This window comes from Pectobacterium parmentieri (genome assembly GCF_001742145.1).
GTDB classification, from domain to species: domain Bacteria; phylum Pseudomonadota; class Gammaproteobacteria; order Enterobacterales; family Enterobacteriaceae; genus Pectobacterium; species Pectobacterium parmentieri.
Genome location: NZ_CP015749.1, coordinates 4,176,921 through 4,193,707 on the forward strand (window position 1 = coordinate 4,176,921; position 16,787 = coordinate 4,193,707).

13 protein-coding genes are annotated in these 16,787 nt (G+C 52.1%); 4 read left to right on the plus strand and 9 right to left on the minus strand.

The features are described 5' to 3' along the window. Positions 1-7 precede the first annotated feature (7 nt). The gene (gene glnL / locus A8F97_RS18945) at positions 8-1,057 is read right to left on the minus strand and encodes a nitrogen regulation protein NR(II) (protein WP_005968247.1); all 1,050 of its coding nucleotides are present in this window, start codon (positions 1,055-1,057) and stop codon (positions 8-10) included. A gap of 342 nt (positions 1,058-1,399) precedes the next feature. Then, positions 1,400-2,809, minus strand: a complete 1,410-nt coding sequence (glnA, locus tag A8F97_RS18950; RefSeq protein ID WP_014702094.1) for a glutamate--ammonia ligase — start codon at positions 2,807-2,809, stop codon at positions 1,400-1,402. Positions 2,810-3,178: 369 nt separating this feature from the next. On the opposite strand from glnA, the gene typA reads away from it, so the two are divergent. From typA to fabY, 4 genes are all read left to right on the plus strand, one after another. Next, on the plus strand, positions 3,179-5,002 hold the full coding sequence (gene typA / locus A8F97_RS18955) for a ribosome-dependent GTPase TypA (RefSeq protein ID WP_014702093.1): 1,824 nt from the start codon (positions 3,179-3,181) through the stop codon (positions 5,000-5,002). A gap of 161 nt (positions 5,003-5,163) precedes the next feature. Further along, positions 5,164-5,775 carry a glucose-1-phosphatase gene (gene yihX, locus A8F97_RS18960; protein WP_014702092.1) on the plus strand — a complete coding sequence of 204 codons (612 nt, stop codon included), beginning with the start codon at positions 5,164-5,166 and terminating at the stop codon, positions 5,773-5,775. A 64-nt stretch (positions 5,776-5,839) separates the two neighbouring features. Continuing rightward, positions 5,840-6,277: a D-aminoacyl-tRNA deacylase gene (dtd, locus tag A8F97_RS18965; protein ID WP_033072418.1), complete on the plus strand. Its 438-nt coding sequence runs from the start codon at positions 5,840-5,842 to the stop codon at positions 6,275-6,277. A gap of 84 nt (positions 6,278-6,361) precedes the next feature. Continuing rightward, on the plus strand, positions 6,362-7,303 hold the full coding sequence (gene fabY / locus A8F97_RS18970) for a fatty acid biosynthesis protein FabY (protein WP_014702090.1): 942 nt from the start codon (positions 6,362-6,364) through the stop codon (positions 7,301-7,303). 154 nt (positions 7,304-7,457) lie between these two features. Here fabY and A8F97_RS18975 read toward each other — a convergent pair whose 3' ends face one another. The 7 genes from A8F97_RS18975 to gmk all read right to left on the minus strand — a co-directional run bounded on the left by A8F97_RS18975 (position 7,458) and on the right by gmk (position 16,711). Beyond that, complete coding sequence (locus A8F97_RS18975) at positions 7,458-9,149, minus strand: AsmA family protein (protein ID WP_033072419.1); 1,692 nt, start codon at positions 9,147-9,149, stop codon at positions 7,458-7,460. 157 nt (positions 9,150-9,306) lie between these two features. Beyond that, positions 9,307-10,695 (minus strand): nucleobase:cation symporter-2 family protein, encoded by a 1,389-nt coding sequence (locus A8F97_RS18980; RefSeq protein ID WP_033072420.1) that lies wholly within the window; start codon positions 10,693-10,695, stop codon positions 9,307-9,309. Positions 10,696-10,861: 166 nt separating this feature from the next. Further along, positions 10,862-12,943 (minus strand): ATP-dependent DNA helicase RecG, encoded by a 2,082-nt coding sequence (gene recG / locus A8F97_RS18985; protein WP_015731550.1) that lies wholly within the window; start codon positions 12,941-12,943, stop codon positions 10,862-10,864. Next, positions 12,943-13,635 carry a tRNA (guanosine(18)-2'-O)-methyltransferase TrmH gene (gene trmH / locus A8F97_RS18990; RefSeq protein WP_014702086.1) on the minus strand — a complete coding sequence of 231 codons (693 nt, stop codon included), beginning with the start codon at positions 13,633-13,635 and terminating at the stop codon, positions 12,943-12,945. The genes recG and trmH overlap by 1 nt, the downstream gene beginning before the upstream one ends. Before the next feature lie 5 nt (positions 13,636-13,640). Then, on the minus strand, positions 13,641-15,740 hold the full coding sequence (spoT, locus tag A8F97_RS18995; RefSeq protein WP_005968232.1) for a bifunctional GTP diphosphokinase/guanosine-3',5'-bis pyrophosphate 3'-pyrophosphohydrolase: 2,100 nt from the start codon (positions 15,738-15,740) through the stop codon (positions 13,641-13,643). Between the two features lie 18 nt (positions 15,741-15,758). Next, on the minus strand, positions 15,759-16,034 hold the full coding sequence (gene rpoZ, locus A8F97_RS19000) for a DNA-directed RNA polymerase subunit omega (RefSeq protein WP_005968230.1): 276 nt from the start codon (positions 16,032-16,034) through the stop codon (positions 15,759-15,761). A 53-nt stretch (positions 16,035-16,087) separates the two neighbouring features. Continuing rightward, on the minus strand, positions 16,088-16,711 hold the full coding sequence (gene gmk, locus A8F97_RS19005) for a guanylate kinase (RefSeq protein WP_014702085.1): 624 nt from the start codon (positions 16,709-16,711) through the stop codon (positions 16,088-16,090). Positions 16,712-16,787: the final 76 nt, after the last annotated feature.

The following is a 16,787-nucleotide window of genomic DNA, read 5'->3' on the forward strand; positions in this document are numbered from 1 at the left end:
GTGAACCTCACTGGCGAATGGGCAGGTAAACCGAGAATTCGGTGTGTCCCGGCCAACTGTTAAATTCAATTTTACCGGAGTGCTGATCGATGAGACTGCGGGCGATGGAAAGCCCTAAACCGGTTCCACCCTCACGCCCGCTCACCATCGGGTAAAACAGGGTGTCCTGTAGTTGAGCAGGTACGCCGGGGCCGTCATCTTCCACGTCAATACGTGCGGCGAGACGATAGCGCACACCGTGCAAAGTAAGCTGAAAAGCTGTGCGGGTGCGTATCGTAATGGTTCCGCCTTCCTCCCCCAGTGCCTGTAGCGCATTGCGGGTAATATTCAGCAGTACCTGTTCAATCTGGTCGGGGTCGTGCGTTAACTCTGGCAGGCTGGGATCATAATCTTTTACCAGCGTCACGTTGTCTGGCTTTTCCAGCGAAACAAGCTGGCAAACGCGTTCGGCGACCTGATGGATGCTTTGGGTGACGTGCAGGCCGGGTTGCTGTGGCCCAAGCAGGCGATCAACCAGATTACGCAAGCGATCCGCCTGTTCAATAATGACCTTGGTGTATTCCGTCAATGCGGGATCGGGCAGTGCCTTGGCAAGCAGTTGTGCGGCTCCGCGCAATCCGCCAAGCGGATTTTTTATCTCATGTGCCAGGCCTCGAACCAAATCACGAGCGGCCTGCTGTTGTGCATGTTGAAGCTGTTCCTGACTGAGGCGGCGCTGATTATCCATCGGCGCCATTTCCAGTAAGATAAAATCGTTTTGTACCCGCTGAGCGGTGAGCGACATGATGTGTGCTTTGCCATCCACGACGAGAGTGACTTCGTTATCCGTAAAACCTTGCCCTGAATCCAGACTTTCACGCAGTAAATCGATATTCAGAGAAAAATATCCCAGCAAATCGGGCAGCGGTGTGCCAGATAATTTACGCGAGCTTTGTGCCAGTAATTGCTGTGCTGCCGGGTTGGAATAGTGAATCGCCAGATCGTTATCCAGCAATAAAATGCTGTTTATCAGGGAATTTAGGATCTGCCCAGCATCGGGCAGCGTGCCTGTTGCCATAATGCAGACTCCCGCACCAGCATGGTGCATTGTAGTGTGGATGATGGATGTTACGTCGCAACGGCCAATGCCGATGGTGAAAAAAGCCCATCCGAAGATGGGCTGAAGCGTTTCCACGGCAACAAGAACAAACTTCTTAGTATTCTGTTGGTTATCGGTCATGGTCGGGTATCAGCACACCCAACCACGCCGAGATATACCCGTCATACTTCAAGCTGCTTGTGCGTTGGCTGCCCTTACTCACCCCAGTCACTTACTTATGTAAGCTCCTGGGGACTCGTGCGGTTGCCGCCTTCACGCAACTCGAATTATTTAGGGTATAAATATCAGACGCTGTAGTTATTAAACGCTGTAGTACAGTTCAAACTCAACTGGGTGCGGCGTCATACGAACGCGGTCAAGCTCAGGTTTACGCAGTTCGATATACGCTTCGATAGCGTCGTCGGTGAACACGCCACCACGGGTCAGGAACTCGCGGTCTTCGTTCAGCGCAGCCAGGGCCTCGTCCAGAGAACCTGCAACTTTTGGAATCTCTGCTTCTTCTTCCGGCGGCAGGTCGTACAGGTTTTTGTCCATCGCATCGCCAGGATGAATTTTGTTGATGATGCCGTCGAGGCCAGCCATCAGCAGTGCAGCGAAGCATAGGTACGGGTTAGCTGCTGGGTCAGGGAAGCGCGCTTCGATACGGCGTGCTTTCGGGCTAGCAACCACTGGGATACGGATTGAAGCAGAACGGTTACGGGCAGAATAAGCCAGCATAACAGGGGCTTCATAGCCTGGGACCAGACGCTTGTATGAGTTGGTGGTTGGGTTCGCCAGGGCGTTGATGGCTTTAGCGTGCTTGATAACACCGCCGATGTAGAACAACGCCATTTCAGACAGGCCGCCGTATTTGTCGCCAGCGAACAGGTTAGTGCCGTCTTTAGACAGGGACATGTGGCAGTGCATACCAGAACCGTTATCACCGAACATTGGTTTTGGCATGAAGGTCGCGGTTTTACCGTAGGCGTGAGCCACGTTGTGCACGACATATTTGTAGATCTGAATTTCGTCAGCTTTTTTAGTCATGGTGTTGAAGCGGGTAGCCACTTCGTTTTGACCAGCGGTAGCCACTTCGTGGTGGTGAGCTTCAACAACCAGACCCATCTGCTCCATGGTCAAACACATGGCAGAACGGATGTCCTGTGATGAATCGACGGGTGGAACCGGGAAATAGCCGCCTTTCAGACCTGGACGGTGACCTTTGTTACCGCCTTCGTAGGCTTTACCGGAGTTCCAGTAAGCTTCGATGTCGTCGATAGCAACGTGGGAGCCGGAAGTGCTGCTGCCGAAACGAATGTCATCAAACAGGAAGAACTCTGGCTCTGGCCCGAACAGTACGGTGTCGGCAATACCTGAAGAACGCAGGAAATCTTCCGCACGTTTCGCGATAGAACGTGGATCGCGGTCATAGCCTTGCATAGTGCCTGGCTCAAGGATGTCACAGCGAATGATCAGTGTGGAATCTTCGAAGAACGGATCGATCATTGCGGTGCTGGCATCAGGCATCAGAACCATGTCTGACTCGTTGATACCTTTCCAGCCGCCAATCGAGGAACCATCAAACATTTTACCTTCTTCGAAGAAGTCGGCATTGACTTGATGAGCCGGAATGGTGACGTGCTGCTCTTTACCTTTAGTATCCGTGAAGCGTAAATCAACAAACTTCACTTCGTGCTCATTCAGCATCGTCAAAACATGTTCTGCGGACATACTTGGTTCTCCCGATTGGTCATTTATCGTCGTGGAACGAATATCGTTGTGGATTGATGTTGTTGCCGTGAGTAGACTAAAGCTAAAAGTGTGCCAACTTTTTAAATTCGTGCAATGTGTTGCCCCTTGGGGCTTTCTTACGTAAACCCACTGCACCATTATAGTCTAAAGCACCAAAATGGTGCTCTGTATGTGAATTATTGCACTAATTTGGTGCATTCATGTTCGCTTGTAGCGCTTTTGCACCGTGAAAGGGATCACAAAGCAGGCAGCTCTAGGTTGTTTATCATAGATGCTTGTGATCTTGTTTAGTCCCTCGATTAATACGTGTACAATAGCGCGCTATTTCTAAATGCCTGAGGCAAAGCTGTGATCGAAAATTTGCGTAACATCGCCATTATTGCGCACGTTGACCATGGGAAAACCACCCTGGTTGACAAACTGTTGCAACAATCCGGAACGTTCGGTGAACGTGTCGAAGCAACTGAGCGTGTAATGGACTCCAACGATTTGGAGAAAGAGCGTGGAATTACCATCCTCGCAAAAAATACCGCCATTAATTGGAAAGACTACCGTATTAACATCGTAGACACCCCGGGACACGCCGACTTCGGCGGCGAGGTTGAGCGTGTTATGTCGATGGTTGACTCGGTACTGCTGGTTGTTGATGCGATGGATGGTCCGATGCCGCAAACGCGTTTCGTGACCAAAAAAGCATTTGCCAACGGTCTGAAGCCTATTGTGGTTATCAACAAAGTCGACCGTCCTGGTGCGCGTCCTGACTGGGTTGTCGATCAGGTATTCGACCTGTTCGTGAACCTGGATGCAACCGATGAGCAACTGGATTTCCCGATCATTTATGCTTCTGCGCTGAATGGTATCGCGGGCCTCGACCATACCGACATGGCGGAAGATATGACTCCGCTGTATCAGGCGATTGTCGATCACGTTTCTCCGCCTCAGGTTGAGATGGATGCGCCGTTCCAGATGCAGATTTCTCAACTGGACTACAACAACTATGTTGGTGTTATCGGTATCGGCCGTATCAAACGCGGTAAAGTTAAGCCTAACCAACAAATTACTATTGTTGATAGCGAAGGCAAAACCCGTAACGGTAAAGTGGGTAAAGTTCTGACTCATCTGGGTCTGGAGCGTATCGACGCAACTGAAGCGGAAGCGGGCGATATCATCGCGATTACCGGTCTGGGCGAACTGAACATTTCTGACACTATCTGCGATCCGCAGAATGTCGAAGCACTGCCAGCACTGAGCGTCGATGAACCTACCGTTACCATGTTCTTCAACGTCAATACTTCACCATTCTGCGGTAAAGAAGGTAAGTATGTGACGTCGCGCCAGATTCTGGAGCGTCTGAACAAAGAACTGGTGCACAACGTTGCCCTGCGCGTTGACGAAACCGAAGACGCTGATGCGTTCCGCGTTTCTGGCCGTGGTGAATTGCACTTGTCAGTTCTGATCGAAAACATGCGCCGTGAAGGTTTTGAACTGGCCGTATCACGTCCGAAAGTTATCAATCGCGTTATCGACGGTCGTAACCAAGAGCCGTTTGAAAACGTGACGCTGGATATCGAAGAACAGCACCAAGGTTCAGTCATGCAAGCCATGGGTGAGCGTAAAGGTGATGTGAAAGACATGATCCCAGATGGCAAGGGTCGTATCCGTCTGGATTACCTGATCCCTGCTCGTGGTCTGATCGGTTTCCGTACCGAATTCATGACCATGACGTCTGGTACAGGTCTGCTGTACTCCACTTTCAGCCACTACGATGATGTGCGTCAGGGTGAAATTGGCCAACGTCAAAACGGTGTACTGGTCTCTAACGGTCAGGGTAAAGCCGTCGCGTTTGCACTGTTCAGCCTGCAAGATCGCGGTAAGCTGTTCCTCGGACACGGTGCCGAAGTGTATGAAGGCCAGATCATCGGTATTCACTCACGTTCTAACGATCTGACCGTAAACTGTCTGACTGGTAAGAAACTGACCAACATGCGTGCATCAGGTACTGATGAAGCCACCACGCTGGTTCCGGCTATCAAAATGTCTCTGGAGCAAGCGCTGGAGTTCATTGATGATGACGAATTGGTTGAAGTTACGCCGCAGTCTGTTCGTATTCGTAAGCGTCACCTGACCGAAAACGATCGTAAGCGCGCGAGCCGCGGCAGCAAAGACGTCTAATTTCAGACCGATTTGTATTGTCACGCAACAGGGCACCTTCGGGTGCCCTGAATTTTATGCGCTTTCTTCCACTTTAACCTTTCCTTATATTTCCTCCCTGTTCAGTTTCGTTATTTCCCGCTACAGTGAAAATCCTACGATTACGTCAGGAGGTGGCTACCATGCTGTATATCTTTGATTTGGGTAATGTTGTCATTGATATTGATTTCAAAAGAGTATTGGGCGTCTGGAGTAATCTGAGCAGCGCGCCGCTCGCAACGTTGCAAGAGCGTTTTGTGATGGGTGAGGCGTTTGAACAGCATGAGCGGGGCGAAATTAGCGACGAGGAATTTGCCACCAGACTGTGCCAGGAAATGGGTATTGCATTGAGTTTCGAGCAATTCAGCGCTGGCTGGCAGGCTATTTTTGTCGCGCTGCGTCCTGAGGTTATCGACATCATGCAGCGCCTGCATCAGGAAGGCCACCGCGTGGTGATCCTGTCGAATACCAATCGCCTCCATTGTTCACACTGGCCTGCGTTATTTCCAGAAGTGGGAACGGCTGCCGACAGACTCTATTTGTCGCAAGACATTGGGCTACGTAAGCCTGAATTGGCGATTTATCAATATGTCCTGACACAGGAAGGCGTTACGCCAGCGCAGGCCGTGTTTTTTGACGATAATGCCGCGAACGTCGATGCTGCACAAAGCTTGGGAATTCACAGCATTCTGGTGACCGATCGTCACGTGGTGCCAGATTTTTTCGCTATGCAGGCGACGACAGCTAAAGCATGATTGATATCGCAGGGGCGGACGTTGCCCCTATCGGGAATGATAACATCAGGAGTAGTCAGGTTTTATGATTGCGCTAATTCAGCGGGTTTCCAGCGCCAGCGTTACGGTAGAAGGCAATATCATTGGGGAAATCGATAAGGGTTTACTGATCTTGCTGGGCGTTGAACAGGGTGATGACGAACAAAAAGCTACGCGACTTTGCGAGCGCGTGTTGGGCTACCGGATATTCGGTGACGATGACGGGAAAATGAACCTCAATGTGCGTCAGGCTGGTGGAAATGTGCTGGTGGTTTCCCAATTTACGCTGGTGGCCGATACGCAGCGTGGTATGCGGCCTGGATTTTCTCGCGGGGCGCATCCCTCAGAGGCCGATCGTCTCTATCAATATTTTGTCGGGCAGTGTCGTGAGCAAGGCGTTCATACTGAAACGGGGCAGTTTGCGGCGGATATGAAAGTGGCATTGGTGAATGATGGCCCGGTGACGTTCAGGCTACAGACATAACGCTGTCGTTCCGTGTATCAGTTTGTTAGCAGTTTGAGTATGAACCCTGGTGCAATAAAGCATCAGCGGCATAGAGGAAGGGTTATGTATCATCTGAGAGTACCTGAAAGCGCGGAAGAACTGGATGCGTACTATCAATTCCGCTGGGAAATGTTGCGTAAACCCCTACACCAGCCGCTAGGCTCCGAGCGCGATGCCTATGATGCGCTGGCACATCACCAAACGGTGGTTGATGAACAGGGGAAGCTAGTTGCGATCGGGCGTCTTTCTATCAATGCGGATAATGAGGCTGCAATCCGTTTTCTAGCCGTTCATCCCGATCTACGGGGGAAAGGGCTAGGAACATTGCTTGCGATTACTCTGGAGTCTGTTGCGCGTCAGGAAGGCGTCAAGCGTGTTGTGTGTAGCGCCCGTGAAGACGCAATGGGTTTCTTCTCCAAGTTAGACTTTGCTAATCAGGGGGAGATTACTGCGCCACAAACGACGCCAGTTCGGCACTTCCTGATGATTAAACCGGTGGCGACGCTGGATGATATTTTGCACCGTCCTGACTGGTGCGGGCAGTTGCAACAGGCTTGGTATGATCACATCCCTCTGAGTGAAAAAATGGGGGTACGGATAAGCCAGTACACTGGGAAAAAATTTATCACCACCATGCCTGAAGCGGGTAATCAGAATCCGCATCACACGCTTTTTGCCGGCAGTATGTTTTCTCTCGCAACACTCACAGGCTGGGGGCTGATCTGGCTATTGCTGCGAGAGCGGCACCTTGGCGGAACCATTATTCTGGCTGATGCGCATATTCGTTACAGTACGCCAGTGAGTGGCCGACCGAGCGCCATTGCCGATTTAGGGTCACTGAGTGGCGATCTGGATCGTCTCGCGCGTGGGCGCAAAGCACGCGTGCAACTAAATGTTGAACTCTTCGGTGATGACAATAAAGGGGCATTATTTGAGGGGGTGTATATCGTGCTGCCAGCTCAGCCGGATGCGCCATTGGAAGAGGGCGGATCGGAAGTTGATTAACCCGCAGATGAGTATTAGGACGTTCTTCCCACCAGAATATCATCCGTCACTCTAGCCCGTGACAATAGCCCCGTGATTTTCACGGGGATTGGATCCTACGATGCTATTTCGACACGCGGATATTCTGAAAGCCCATATTTTGAAAACCTGATCGCTACGGCGTTTCCATCACGGTTCCCTGATGCATTTGTTGTCTGATTGGGTGGTCATTGCTATCCACGCCTTGCAGCGTACCGCTTAGTGTCGGTTTCAACGGTGTATCAGCGCCAAGCCGCCCATTCAACTGCAATTGCAGATTGGTGTTGCCTGCCGGTGCCGTTGCAGCTTCTGGCCATCCCCAATGCGTCAGAATGTCCAGCGGTACGGCGCGTCCTGTCAGCGACAGGGAAAAGTTCCGTGCGGGTTGCTGATTGATGGTTGCTTTAGCATCCAGCATGCCATTTTGCGTAAATGCGCTGAGTTCGTTAATAGCGAGCTGGTTATCGTCAGCGGCTAACGCCAGAGAAGGGCGGCGAACATCGACTTTATTGAACGTTGCGTCACTGGCATTAAGATTTAACGATCCTGCCCACATTCCCCACTGGTGGTTACGAGCCAGTAGTAAATCACTGCCATAGCCATCCAATGCGGTTAGCTGGAAGGGGAAATCTGGGTTGATATCGATCAGCAGGTTACGATTGGCCGTAAATTTTCTCACATTCACTTCTGCCAGCCATGATGGCAGCGTTGTTTGCCAGCGTTGACGCCAGTCGCTGGGGAGCGTGTACTCCATCCCTGCAACAACAAATTCATTGAGCTGTAAACGGTGATTGCTCCGCTGCCAATTACCGTTGGTTCGCAATAAACCGCCTTCCCAGCGGGTAGAGAATTGCTTGATGTTAACGCCCGCTGGTGACAAATCCAGGTTCACAATCGGGTCAATAAGGTGCATGTTGCCGTTCACAATGTCTGTCGCATTGAACGACAGCGTTCCTCCCTCACTCTGCCAGTCATTCTGCTTAAATGTGACATTTTGCAGGGCGACATCAAGGTCGATAAACGCCCATCCTGGCCCTTCAATCCGGGCATCAATTAGGTCAAAGCGGTTAACCGTAACAGAAGGCAGTTCGGTGACAGGCTGCCAGAAGGCTTCTGGCGTTCTCTGGGTTTGCAAACGGACATTACTGAGTCGCAGGTTATCGATCTGCCAACTGCCGTCTGCCGCGCGGCTGGCATTGCCCGTTAGCTGCCCTTGAGCGACATCAGCACCGAAATTGTTCAAAATCAACTGGTGGTGGTTGATTTCGCCCTGAACCAATACCTGACTGGCAGGAATATCGTTGAGTTCGAGCGAACGGGCACTGAGCTGAAACTGCCCTTGTTTGCCCAGTAGATAACCTGCTTCGGGCTGCCACGGCATCATTCCGCCGTTGATCTGTTGACCATTCAGACGCCAATCGCCGTCCTTTGCCTGTAGTGCCATTGTACGCAGTTGTAGCACATCCGCTTCGATAGGGAGTGTGGCGGCCTGTGAGGAAAGGTTAAGCGTACCGCCTTGCAATTCCAAACTGGCAAAATGGCGTGGTTCGGTAATTTGACGCACGCTAAATCCTGCGGAAACCTGCTTCGCAGTGAGGGTTGGTGGCTGATTTTTCTGACCAAAACTGACGTCGGTGAGTTGAATATGATCGACGGTTGACCAGTCATGATTAATTTTTCCCAGTGACAACTGGTAGTCGGTATTCTGGTTTACCCAATTACTCACCCAGCCTGCCGCCCAACTGGTTTGCAGCAATACATATACGACCACCAGCGCTAAAAAGGCTATCAGCAGTAGGGTCAGCAATAATTTCCCGATAAATTTCATCGTGTCAGTCCATGCCAATCGTCAGGGAGAACTGTTCTTATGCCGCAATTTCCCTGAAGGCTCAATAGGTAATGCTGTTACAGACAGTAAAAAGCGAGCGGTGTTGCATCACCGCTCGCTTTTACATGAACTGAACAGAAATTATTGCGTGCTGGCGCTATTTTTCTTCGTGTGGGAAGACCATATTCAGCACGATTGCGGTAATACCGCCAGCGGCAATACCGGAAGACAGCAATGTCTTAATCCAATCCGGTGCGAATTGCAGAATCAATGGCTGTTGTGATACGCCAAGACCGACAGCCAGTGACAGTGCAATAATCATGATCGCGCGGCGGTTCAGCGGCTCACGGGATACAATGCGCACACCAGAGGCGGCGATCGTACCAAACATCACGATAGTGGCGCCGCCCAGAACGGGCTCTGGAATATGCTGCACAAATCCGCTGACGGCAGGGAACAGTCCTAGCGCGATCAACATCAGCGAAACCACGAAGCCCACATAGCGGCTGGCAACGCCGGTAAGCTGGATGACGCCGTTATTCTGACCGAAGCACGAGTTAGGGAAGGTATTGAATACGGCAGAAAGGCACGAATTCAGGCCGTTTGCCAGCACGCCGCCTTTCAGGCGTTTCATGTACAGCGGGCCTCTGACCGGCTGCTCTGAAACGTCGGAAGTCGCGGTGATGTCACCGATGGTTTCTAACGATGTCACCATGAAGACCAGCATCAGCGGGATTAACAGATTCCAGTCAAAGCCTAAACCATAATGTAGCGGCGTGGGCACCATGATGACCGTATCGTGTGGCGCAGGCGCGCTTTCCGGCAGCATTCCCATCAACCAGGCACCCAGATAACCTACCGCCATGGCAATCACCAGCGATGCAACGCGCAGGTAAGGGTTACGCTGGCGGTTAAGCAGGATGATAACTAGCAATACCACACCTGCTAATAACAAGTTCTTGGGCGCGCCGAAGGTGTTATTACCCATTGCGGCATAGCCGCCACCGATGGAGGTTAGGCCGACCTGAATCAGCGACAGACCAATGATCATCACCACAATGCCGGAAACCAGCGGGGTAATGATACGGCGGGTTAAATGCAGGAAGCGTGAAAGAATGATTTCGGTGAAGGAAGCAACCATCAACGTACCGAACAGTGCCGCCATCATCGTTGGAACATCCGCGCCACCGTTCTTTAGCGCCAGCCCACCCATAATCAGCGGCGTCACGAAGTTAAAGCTGGTGCCCTGAATAGACAGCAGACCAGAACCGACAGCGCCCCAAGTTTTAATTTGTAGAATAGAAGCCAGGCCGGAAGCGAAAAGCGACATGCTGATGATGCGCTGCGTATCATCAGCGGGTAAACCTAACGCCTGACAGATCAATAGTGCGGGAGTAATCACCGCAACAAACATGGCAAGCAGATGCTGGCTGGCGGCAAACAGCGTTTGCGGCAGCGGCGGCCTGTCTTCAAGACGGTAGATGAGTTCACTGCGCTGAGGGGCGGCAGCGGCTTCTGTTTGGGACGTTTCCGTGGTGGTAGTCATGATGTAAGTTGGCGTTCCTGAAACGACAAAGAGCGCATTTTAATGATCTCTTGGTTGAAAGCAAACGTTTGCTAACTCATCTTTTCGATATGAATTTTGTCTTATGAGCAAGACCTTATTATTTAAGAGGATACTGTTGACGGAAATGAAGAATGCGCTGCTGCGATTAGGCGTTGGTGTAGCGCGCTCGCTCGGGTAGCCAGCGTTCGATTAGCGCGATGGCATGATCAGGATAGTGCTCATGCAGATGGCGAGCAACGCGGTGTACCTGCGGAATCAAATCCCGATCGCGCAGGAGATCGGCTACTTTGAACTCGGCATTACCCGTTTGCCGCGTACCTAATAATTCGCCCGGCCCGCGAATTTCCAGATCGCGCTGAGCAATGACAAAGCCGTCATTGCTGTCGCGGAGTACCTGGAGCCGTTTTTGTGCGGTTTTGCTCATCGGTGTTTTATAGAGTAGTACGCAGTGAGAGGCCACCGCTCCACGCCCGACGCGCCCGCGCAATTGGTGCAGTTGCGCCAGACCCAGACGCTCCGGGTTCTCAATGATCATCAGGCTGGCATTGGGTACATCGACACCCACCTCGATAACGGTTGTCGCCACCAGCAGTTGCAGTTCACCCTGTTTGAAAGCCTGCATTACTGCCTGTTTTTCTTGTGCTTTCATGCGGCCATGAACCAATCCAACCTTAAGATTTGGCAAAGCAGCCTTTAGCTCTTCACTGGTAGCCTCTGCTGCCTGCGCTTCCAAGAGGTCAGATTCCTCAATCAGCGTACAGACCCAGTAAGCCTGCCGACCTTCCTGCTGACAGGCGCTATTCACCCGTTCGATGATGTCGCTACGGCGTGAGTCCGGTATAGCGACGGTGGTGACAGGGGTTCTGCCTGGTGGCAGCTCATCAATAACAGAGGTATCCAGATCGGCATAGGCCGTCATCGCCAGCGTGCGGGGGATCGGTGTGGCGGTCATAATCAATTGATGGGGATGAAAACCCTGCTCTTCGCCTTTTTCCCACAGCGCCAGGCGTTGATGAACGCCAAAGCGATGCTGTTCGTCAATGATCACTAATGCCAGCCCGTTAAATTTCACCTGTTGCTGAAAAATAGCGTGTGTCCCGACAACCATGGAAACCTGACCGTTGGCGATGGCATCCTGCTGTGCCTGACGCGCTTTTCCTTTTTGTTTGCCAGCCAGCCAGCCGACTTCAAGCCCTAATGGTTCGAACCACTGACGGAAATTATGGGCATGCTGCTCGGCCAATAGCTCTGTTGGTGCCATCAGCGCGACCTGTTTGCCGCTGGCAATGGCACGTAATGCGGCCAATGCGGCGACCAGCGTTTTCCCTGACCCCACATCGCCTTGTACCAGACGCATCATCGGAAAATCTTTCGCCATATCCGTTTCAATCTCAGCTACGACACGATCTTGCGCCTGCGTAGGTGTGAACGGTAGGGCTGCGAGCAGTTGCTGTTTCAGACTGTCCTTCGTCGGTAGGGGTGACGCTTTATGTCGCTGTTCCCCTGCCCGCACGGCGAGCATACTTAGGTTGTGCGCCAGCAGTTCTTCCATAATCAGCCGCTGCTGCGCTGGGTGTTTCCCATGTTCAAGCTCGGTAAGCTGCATATCCGGTGGGGGACGATGTAACGTGCGTAGCGCATCCGGCAGGCTAATGAGCGATCGGCTCAGGGATTCAGGTAGTAATTCATCGATGTGATTTGCAGCGAGCAGATCCAGCGCTTGATCGGTGAGCTTGCGCAGGGTTGCTTGGCGAATGCCCTCTGTGGAGGGATAAACCGGTGTGAGGGATTCCTGTAGCTCAACCTGCGTACTATCCCCTTGAACACGGTATTCAGGATGGATGATTTCCGCGCCGATTTTGCCGCGCTTGATTTCGCCATAAGCGGTGACACGCTGTCCCGGCGCGAGGCTGTTTTTCATCGCTGCGCTGAAATTGAAGAAGCGCATGGTCAGCATGCCGCTGCCGTCGCTGATTTGGCAGGTCAACATACGACGGCTGCCAAAGGTGATGTCGTTGCGTAGGATTTCACCTTCCACGGTGGCATACATACCGGGCAGGAGATCGCCAATCGGGTAAAGGTGTGTGCGGTCTTCGTAGCGCAGGGGGAGGTGCAACAGGAGATCCTGCACGGTTTCCAGCCCGAGTCGTGCGAGCTTAGCTGCCTGACTGGCACCCACGCCAGCGAGAGTGCTCAGCGGTTGGGTGTTTAGCAGGCGGCCTTTCATCAGCACTCCGACGATTGCATCGCGGCCCACCATGGGGTATCCGCTACAATCTGACCCTGATGGTCAATATAAGGACGAGGTAGCCCTTTGCGTTTTGCAACTCGCGCGAGTACCGGATAGCCGCCTTCAAACAGCAGGCGCTGCTGCTCTTCTTCATCCAGCGGGCTGTCTTCGCGCCGATACATGCCAGCGATCTGGCGTTGGCGCTGTGCTTCATACAAGATCAATGCCGAGGCCACGGAGACATTCAGTGACTGCACCATGCCGGTCATCGGAATGATGATATCCCGATCGGCCAGTTTGAGTGCTTCATCAGTAATACCGGTTTTTTCTTGTCCGAGCAGAATACAGGTCGGGCGAGTGTAATCAATTTCCCGAAAATCGACCGCGTGTTCAGACAAATTGGTTGCCAGAACCTGCATACCTTCGGCTTTCAGGTGACCGACCGCATCACGGATGGTGCGATGGGTTTTAACCTGCACCCAGCTATTACTGCCAGCAGCGGAGGAAACCAGCGTTTTCATCCGACTGGTGGGCCAAATCGCATGAACCTGATGCACGCCGACGGCATCCGCCGTGCGGATCACGGCAGAAACGTTATGGGGTTTATGCACCTGCTCCATGCAAATCGTCAGGTCGGGCTGACGGCAGTTCAGCATTTCTTTTATGCGTGCATAACGTTGAGGAGTCATGACGATTAATTTCGGTTACGGTTAACTTTGATGACATCCGGCATTACGCGAATTTTACGCATAATATTAGCCAGATGAACGCGATCAAGGGTTGTGAGGCGGATAAAGGCACTGTATACGCGGCCGTCTCTCTCTTCCGTGTTGATGCTCTGAATATTGGAATTCGCGGCGTTGATCGCTGCCGTCAGATTCGCCAGTGCGCCCTGATGGTTGAACATATCTACTTTAATTTCGGCGATGAACTCTTGTTCTGTCACCTTATCCCATTCTACCGCCATGAATTTTTCCGGTTCTTTCTGATAACCGCGAATGTTGCGACAGGATTCATGGTGGATCACCAGCCCTTTGCCAGGGCTGACGTGGGCAATGATAGGATCGCCGGGGATGGGGCGGCAGCATTTGGCAAAGGAGAGCATCACGCCGTCTGCGCCTTTGATCGGCAACTTGCGCAGCCCGGTGGTTCCCAGTTCAGATTGCTCGTTCAGCAGATTTCTCGCCACAACAACGCTCATGGCATTACCCATACCAACTTCTGCCATCAGATCGTCCAGCGTAGCGAGCTTCATGCGCTCAAGCTCCAACTGAATCGACTTTTCAGGGATATCGGAGAGTTTGCGGCCATTGCCCAATGCGTGATTCAGTAAACGGCGGCCGAGGCTCACAGAATCATCACGTTTGAGGTTTTTCAGCATCTGACGGATTTTGGAACGTGCTCTGGAGCTAACTACAAAGTTAAGCCACGCGGCATTCGGCCTGGCACCCGGCGCGGTAATAATTTCAACGGTTTGGCCGCTGGAGAGTGACTGTGACAGCGGATAAGGCTGACGGTCAACGCGTGCACCGACGCAGGCATGGCCGATATCGGTGTGTACCGCGTAGGCGAAATCGACGGGCGTCGCGCCTGCGGGGAGTTCCACAATGCGGCCTTCCGGCGTAAAGACGTACATCTCGTCAGGGAAGAGGTCGGATTTAACGCTTTCGATAAATTCGAATGAGCTACCGGCGCTTTGCTGGAGTTCCAGTAGACTTTGCATCCAGCGTTGGGCACGTACCTGCGCCGTCGTGCTGCTCTCGCCTTCTTTATAGGCCCAATGCGCGGCGACGCCCATTTCCGCCATTTGATCCATGTCATCGGTGCGAATTTGCACTTCGACTGGCACGCCATGCGGGCCAATCAGAGACGTATGCAGTGATTGATAGCCGTTAGCTTTGGGAATAGCGATATAATCTTTCACCCGGCCAGGGCGTGGTTTATACAGGCTGTGAACCTGACCGAGTACGCGATAGCACGTGTCCAACTCTTTGACGATGACCCGAAACGCGTAGATATCCATGATGGAGTGAAAACGCTGCTCTTTCAGGTGCATTTTGCAGTAGATGGAGTACAGATGCTTTTCGCGACCGCTGACGCGGCAGGCAATCCCGGCTTCAGTCAACCGCCCTTCGATTTCCGACAGGATTTTCTGAATCATTTCCTTACGGTTACCGCGTGCGGCCTTAACGACCTCTTTAATTACGCGATAACGGTTCGGATACAACGCCTCAAAACCCAGTTCTTCCAACTCGGTTTTAAGATGATGAATACCCAACCGATGTGCCAGCGGGCTGTATATTTCCAGCGTTTCGCGGGCAATGCGGCGGCGTTTGTCCGGGCGTAATGAGCCCAACGTGCGCATGTTATGGGTGCGGTCTGCAAGCTTGATCAGGATGACGCGAATATCTTGCACCATCGCCATGATCATTTTGCGAAAGTTCTCAGCTTGCGCTTCTTTCTTATCGCGGAACTTCAGTTTGTCCAGCTTGGAAACGCCCTCTACCAGTTCAGCAACGCTTTTACCAAAAAGCTGTTCCATGTCCTGATAGGTGGCGGGGGTGTCCTCTATAACATCATGCAGCAGTGCTGCCATCAGCGTTTCGTAATCGAGACGCATCTCCGCCAGAATACAGGCGACGGCAACAGGGTGTGTGATATAGGGTTCACCGCTGGAGCGAGTCTGCCCCTCGTGAGCATCACGTGCAACCAGATAAGCCTGCTGTAAACGTTTGATCTGATCTTCGGGCAGATAACGTTGAATCAGCAGATTAAGGCTTTCAAAAATGTACAAGGGCGACTCGTGGTGTGATTAACGGCGGCCTTCAGCAATTGCGGTAACCGCTTGAATCTCAGCGGCTTCCTGCTCTTGCTGTTCCTGGCGGTCACGAACATCCAGAATCTGGTTGTTGATCAGACCTTCTTCGATCTCACGCAGTGCGATCACGGTGTACTTATCGTTTTCTTCAGGAACCAACGGATCTTTGCCGCCAGTCTGGATTTGACGGGCGCGACGAGCAGCGACCAACACCAAGTCAAAACGGTTACCAATTTTCTCTACAGCGTCTTGAACAGTTACGCGTGCCATAATGTGCTACTCCACAGGAAATAAAATGACTGGGCATCATACTGAAAGAGGCGTCAGTCTGCCAATAGTTTGGTGATTAATGCATCATGCCGAACCTGTTGTCTGCTCAAACGCAGACGTTCGGCGCGAATAATGGTTTTCAGATCGAGCAGCGCCAGATCGAAATCATCATTCACAATCAGGTAATCATACTCGCCGTAGTGCGTCATTTCAGCCACAGCTTGCGACATACGACGAGCAATGACTTCATCGCTGTCTTGTCCACGGCCACGTAGGCGGCGAGCGAGTTCTTCTTTAGACGGCGGCAGAATAAAAATACTGCGCGCGAGCGGCATTTGGGCGCGGATTTGCTTGGCACCTTGCCAGTCGATATCCAGAAATACATCAACGCCTGTTGCTAATACCTGCTCAATTGCCGGTCGGGATGTACCGTAGTAATTACCGAAGACTTCAGCGTGTTCCAGAAACTCGTTATCCTGAATCATACGCTTAAATTCATCGACTTCGACGAAGAAGTAGTGCTCGCCGTGGTTTTCTCCCGGTCGTTTTGCCCGCGTGGTATGCGAAATCGATACCTGCGTGTCGTAAAGCGGTTGAGTTTTTAATAACGCCTGAATCAGGCTGGATTTCCCGGCTCCACTGGGAGCAGAAACGATATATAACGTGCCTTGAGCCATAATGAAGTTTTATTCATGGTTACGATGTTGAATAGTAGATATGCAGCACGAAAATGCGCATATCCCCGCATTATAC

Excerpts from the sequence above, each read along its gene's own strand:
- glnL (WP_005968247.1), bottom strand. The coding sequence starts at position 1,057 with ATGGCAACAGGCACGCTGCCCGATGCTGGGCAGATCCTAAATTCCCTG.
- glnA (WP_014702094.1), bottom strand. The coding sequence starts at position 2,809 with ATGTCCGCAGAACATGTTTTGACGATGCTGAATGAGCACGAAGTGAAG.
- yihX (WP_014702092.1), top strand. The coding sequence starts at position 5,164 with ATGCTGTATATCTTTGATTTGGGTAATGTTGTCATTGATATTGATTTC.
- dtd (WP_033072418.1), top strand. The coding sequence starts at position 5,840 with ATGATTGCGCTAATTCAGCGGGTTTCCAGCGCCAGCGTTACGGTAGAA.
- fabY (WP_014702090.1), top strand. The coding sequence starts at position 6,362 with ATGTATCATCTGAGAGTACCTGAAAGCGCGGAAGAACTGGATGCGTAC.
- A8F97_RS18975 (WP_033072419.1), bottom strand. The coding sequence starts at position 9,149 with ATGAAATTTATCGGGAAATTATTGCTGACCCTACTGCTGATAGCCTTT.
- A8F97_RS18980 (WP_033072420.1), bottom strand. The coding sequence starts at position 10,695 with ATGACTACCACCACGGAAACGTCCCAAACAGAAGCCGCTGCCGCCCCT.
- recG (WP_015731550.1), bottom strand. The coding sequence starts at position 12,943 with ATGAAAGGCCGCCTGCTAAACACCCAACCGCTGAGCACTCTCGCTGGC.
- trmH (WP_014702086.1), bottom strand. The coding sequence starts at position 13,635 with ATGACTCCTCAACGTTATGCACGCATAAAAGAAATGCTGAACTGCCGT.
- rpoZ (WP_005968230.1), bottom strand. The coding sequence starts at position 16,034 with ATGGCACGCGTAACTGTTCAAGACGCTGTAGAGAAAATTGGTAACCGT.
- gmk (WP_014702085.1), bottom strand. The coding sequence starts at position 16,711 with ATGGCTCAAGGCACGTTATATATCGTTTCTGCTCCCAGTGGAGCCGGG.